This is a genomic window from Aeromonas sp. (assembly GCF_050633025.1).
Lineage (GTDB): Bacteria > Pseudomonadota > Gammaproteobacteria > Enterobacterales > Aeromonadaceae > Aeromonas.
Genome location: NZ_JBODRQ010000191.1, coordinates 1 through 4,728, shown reverse-complemented (window position 1 = coordinate 4,728; position 4,728 = coordinate 1). Strand labels below are relative to the sequence as shown.

The window sequence follows — 4,728 nt, the reverse complement described above, 5'->3', positions numbered from 1 at the left end:
TCACGGCTAAATCGGCTGGTGCTTATGTGGATATCACCCCCAAAGGGGGCGATGCACCCTATGTGACCTATACGGCCAAGGACAAGAGTAATGGCGTATGCGAGATCCTTGGTGTTGCGCCGCCGGCAGGGGTTGCCTCATCAAAAACGATGACTTCCCCTGAGCTTTCATCGGCGGAGCGGGCCGGACAGGGGAATTTCGATGCCAGCGGTGATATACCCTGTGCCGAGGCAAGTGGAGCAGCACTTCGCCAATGTGGTTTTCAGGTCGCACGCGAGCAGGGCGGTAATGCCACGGTTAAAGTATCACTGCCAAGCGGTAAAGAGCGTTTTATTTACTTTGAAAATGGCAAGGCGCTTGGTGCCGATCTAAGCCAGGCTGACGGTGATATGACGTTTAAAGCGAGTAAAAAGGGAGATGTGTTCTATATCCAGGCAGGCAAAGAGCGTTATGAAATCTTTGAGGCGGTGGTCTTTGGTGGATAAGAATATTGTGCCTGTGCACAGAGGCACACTGACCTGTGGCGTATTCTTGTTGACCAATCGGGCACGGCGGTTTGGGGAGATAGAGGTTCTCAATCCCCAACCATTTACCAGCAGAGTGTAAGTGTGTGGAAGAGATAGCTCGGCGAGTGCTGTTTCATTTTCTCGCTATCGGTAGATAAAAAACGCCCCGCTGTGCGGGGCGTTTTGGCAAGCGAGGCTGATTAGGCAGCCAGGTTCTTGGCGACGAATTCCCAGTTAACCAGGGTCCAGAAGGTCTCCATGTACTTCGGACGCAGATTGCGGAAATCGATGTAGTAGGCGTGCTCCCACAGGTCAACAGTCAGCAACGGGGTGGTACCGGCTTCAGTCAGCGGGCAACCGGCGTTGGAGGTGTTGACGATTGCCAGAGAGCCGTCAGCTTTCTTCACCAGCCAAGTCCAGCTGGAACCGAAGTTGCCGATGGCAGATTTGGTGAAGGCATCTTTGAACTCGGCGAAGGAGCCGAATGCCTTGTTGATGGCATCAGCCAGGGCGCCAGTCGGCTCGCCACCGCCATTCGGGGAGAGGCAGTGCCAGTAGAAGGTGTGGTTCCAGACCTGGGCGGCGTTGTTGAAGATACCGCCATTGGAGGTCTTGATGATCTCTTCCAGAGACTTGCCTTCAAACTCGGTACCCGGCACCAGATTGTTCAGGTTGACCACGTAGGTGTTGTGGTGCTTGCCGTGGTGATATTCCAGAGTTTCCTGGGAGATGTGCGGTTCCAGAGCGTTGATTGCATAGGGCAGAGCGGGAAGTTCGAATGCCATTTTCTACTCTCCATTGGCTGGACCGTGCGAAGGCGACGGTTGCAAGACATTGCGTACTCTTTTCTATATGTGAAAAGAGTTGTTGTGAAGTTGATGGGGCCTGGTAGCCCAAAGCCAAAGGATTGTAGCAGTATCAAAGATGACCTAACAACTCTTGATTGGCGCCATGATCGCGATCAAGCCTGAGCAGCTTCTTTGCGCAATTCTTGCCGTCCGCCCCTTTTGTCAGTTTGTGCTCGGGCAAGATTGCAGTAGAATGGCCGCCGAAATAGCTCTAGTGAGGCATCTATGGAAACTATTGAAAAGATTAAGCAGCAGCTGGCTGAAAACCCCATCATCATCTATATGAAGGGCTCCCCCAAGCTACCCAGCTGTGGCTTCTCTGCCCAGGCCTCCCAGGCTCTGATGTCCTGTGGCGAGCCGTTTGCATACGTTGATATCCTGCAAAATCCGGATATCCGCGCCGAATTGCCGAAATTTGCCAACTGGCCGACCTTCCCTCAACTGTGGGTTGAGGGCGAGCTGATCGGCGGCTGTGACATCATGATTGAGATGTTCCAGGCTGGCGAGTTGCAGTCCCTGATCAAAGAGACTGCAGCCAAGTACAAGCAGGATGACGCAACTGAATAAGCGAATATGCACATCTCAGTAAAGGGGCTATGTGTTGAATGCCACTCGGTTAAACATTTTTGTGACTGAATGTTCGATATCTTGAATATCAAGAACGGTTCCATGGTTTAACAGTCAATTTGACTGCAATCCTTGCCCTGACAGACACTCAATAAATAGAGGGAGGCATGACGCCTCCCTCATTATTTAGAGCCGCTAACAAAACGGGTTATTCGGTCATCACCAGCTTTTGCTGGAAACAACGGGGGCCGCAGTTGCGGCCCCCGTTGTTATGGGATGAGATGCATGGGATCAGATGCACTTCACCGGTTTGGGCAGGCCGCCAATCTTGGTTGCCTGCTTGGCAGGCCCTTCCGGGAACAGCTTGTAGAGGTAGCGGCTGTTGCCCTTCTCGGGGCCGTACTGCTTCTCCATCGCCTTGACCAGTGCGCGGATGGCGGGGGAGGTGTTGAACTCCAGATAGAAGGCGCGCACAAAGCGCACCACTTCCCAGTGCGGCTCCTCCAGCTCGATCCCCTCCTGCGCGGCCAGCACCAGCGCCAGCTCCTCGCTCCAGTCGTTGCTGTTGAGCAGGTAGCCCTTGGCATCGGTCTCGATGAGTTGGCCGTTGAATTCCAGCTGATGTTTTTCGGACGCAGACATGAGGGCTCCTCGCTAATGGGGCTATCAGGATTGGGCGGGCATGGTAGCGCCTTGATCCCCGGTGAGCAACCGGCTCTCGTTGGCCAGATGCAGCAGCTGATCCGCCAGCTCGCTGATCAGGTTGAGCTGCTGAGTCAGCATCAGCTGCTCCTCGCTGCTATCCGGGCTGCTGTCCGTGCAAAGAATCGGACACTGACCCCCGATGGAGCTGGAGGGGTTGCCCGCCAGATGACCGGCTGCCTGCTCCAGGGTGTGGCAGATGTGGTGGCGCACCTCATCCAGCCCGCTGATGGCCTCCAGCTTGTCGCGATGGGCCCCCAGCGCCGAGATGTAGGAGAGCAGAGCGTGGTTGCGCCAGGTGAGGGTAAAGCAGAGATCGAGGAAGCGGCGGCGCTTTTGCGGCTCCACCAGCATGCTCTGCCAGGCGGTGGCCAGCTCGCTGTCCGCCAGATGGGCGCTCTTGCGCGCCACCCGATAGTCGATGGACTCGTCCCGCTGCTGGGTAAGGCTCGCCAGCACCGCCGAGAGGTAGCGGGCGTTTGCAGACAGCGAATTGGCGATCAGGGTCGGCAGCCGCTTGTACTGCCAGTCCGGCCAGAGCCAGGCTACCAGCCCGTAGGAGATCAGGCAGCCGAGTAGGGTATCGAGCAGCCGTGGCCCGAGAATGGCAAAGCCGATGCCATCGAGCAGGTTGAACGCCATCAGCACGTAGAGGGTGATAAAGCAGACCGCGGCGCTGTAGTTGTTGCGCACCTGGGTGAAAAACAGGAAGGCGGCCAGCCCCATCACCACCAGCTGAACGTGCAGCTCGGGGAACAGCCAGAGCACCGGAATACCCACCAGTATGCCGGCGAAGGTGCCGAGCATCCGCTGCACCAGTCGGCGGCGAGTGGCGCTGTAGCTGGGCTGGCAGACAAACAGCACGGTCAGCAAAATCCAGTAGCCCTTTTCCAGATCAAAGGCTTGCAGTATGCCGTAGCCGATCACCAGACCCAAGGAGAGGCGCAGCGCGTGGCGAAACACCATGGAGTGCAAGGTGAGGTGCTGCTTGAGCTGGGTCAGCAGCGGCAGGCGGGGCGGCCGCGCCAGCGCGGGCAGCTCCTGCTCCGGCTGCTCGGGGTTTTGCAGCACTTCGGCGCTGCCCAGCAGCTGGTTGATGCTGGCCAGATTGCGGCGCAGGAACTTCATCGGCGTCAGCAGGGTTTTCGGGTAGTGCTGCTTGAGATTGGTGAACTCCAGCTGATCGCCAAGGGCCTGCAACGTCCAGTGGATGCGCTTGTTATGGGCGTAGGGCGTGTGGACCAGAATGGCGTAACCGAGCCGCTGGCACGCCTCGGAAAGTTGCAGGAACACCTCCTGAAATCCCTCCAGTACGATGCCCTGTTTGAGCTCGGCTTCCAGCCGACTATAGGGATAGTGGCTGGAGGTGGCGCGCTCGTGAATTTCCAGCGCCAGCAGGTAAAGGTGTAGCAGGCTGGCCAGCTCGGGGCTGGCCGGATGACGGCGGCTCAGGCGAGCGTTGAGGGCCGACTTGGTGAGGGTCAGCGCGCTCACCAGATTGATGTTGAGCTGGGCCAGATTGTGGCGAATGGCCTGGGCGCCGTGCTCGTCCGCCGGGAAGAAGCGGGACTTTTCCAGCAGGTAGCGACCCAGGGCGAAGTAGCTCTGGGCAAGCTGTTCGTGCAGGGTCTTGTAGGGCAGCAGCCAGAGCCAGATGAACGAGACCAGTCCGTACCAGAGGGCGCCAGCGCCGAGGGCCAGCGGCTGGTAGAAAAGATCCGGCGCCTTGGCGGCCCCCAACATGGTGTAGATGGCGATCAGCAGTGAGCCGAAACTGATGGTGGCATAGCGGGCGCCGAGCGCCCCCACCATCACGAAGATAAAGGTGGAGCTGGCCAGCCCGATGGCAAACAGCCAGGGGGTGGGGTAGAGATACTGCACACACAGTGACGCGAACATGAAGCAGATGAGCGTCATGGCGAGGTTTTTGAGCCGCCCCCACAGGCTGTCGTCGGTTTCGGCGATGGCGCCCGCCACTACACCGAGGGAGAGCAGCACGGTGAGCTGGATATTGCCGGTAGCCAAGGTGAAGGCGAGCAGACCGAGAATGGCCAGCAGCACCTTGAGGGCGAAGTAGATGTGACTATCGGTCAGCAGTCGGCGCA

At 58.0% G+C, this 4,728-nt stretch carries 5 protein-coding genes; 2 read left to right on the top strand and 3 right to left on the bottom strand.

Annotation, left to right across the window (positions count from 1 at the left end; genetic code table 11):
* A partial coding sequence (locus ACRAUW_RS16875) for a hypothetical protein (protein ID WP_431363203.1) occupies nt 1-485 on the top strand: 485 nt, incomplete at its 5' end.
* Nucleotides 486-706: 221 nt separating this feature from the next.
* Here ACRAUW_RS16875 and sodB read toward each other — a convergent pair.
* Entirely contained in the window at nt 707-1,291 is a 585-nt protein-coding gene (sodB, locus tag ACRAUW_RS16870; protein WP_431363202.1) for a superoxide dismutase [Fe], read from the bottom strand.
* A 288-nt stretch (nt 1,292-1,579) separates the two neighbouring features.
* Between sodB and ACRAUW_RS16865 the strand changes: the two genes are divergently transcribed.
* A complete protein-coding gene (locus ACRAUW_RS16865; RefSeq protein ID WP_431363201.1) occupies nt 1,580-1,921 on the top strand; it encodes a Grx4 family monothiol glutaredoxin in 342 nt (113 codons plus the stop codon).
* 291 nt (nt 1,922-2,212) lie between these two features.
* Here ACRAUW_RS16865 and ACRAUW_RS16860 read toward each other — a convergent pair whose 3' ends face one another.
* On the bottom strand, nt 2,213-2,563 hold the full coding sequence (locus tag ACRAUW_RS16860; RefSeq protein WP_005347582.1) for a TusE/DsrC/DsvC family sulfur relay protein: 351 nt from the start codon (nt 2,561-2,563) through the stop codon (nt 2,213-2,215).
* A 24-nt stretch (nt 2,564-2,587) separates the two neighbouring features.
* On the bottom strand, nt 2,588-4,728 hold a 2,141-nt coding region (gene yccS / locus ACRAUW_RS16855; RefSeq protein ID WP_431363200.1), incomplete at its 5' end, for a YccS family putative transporter.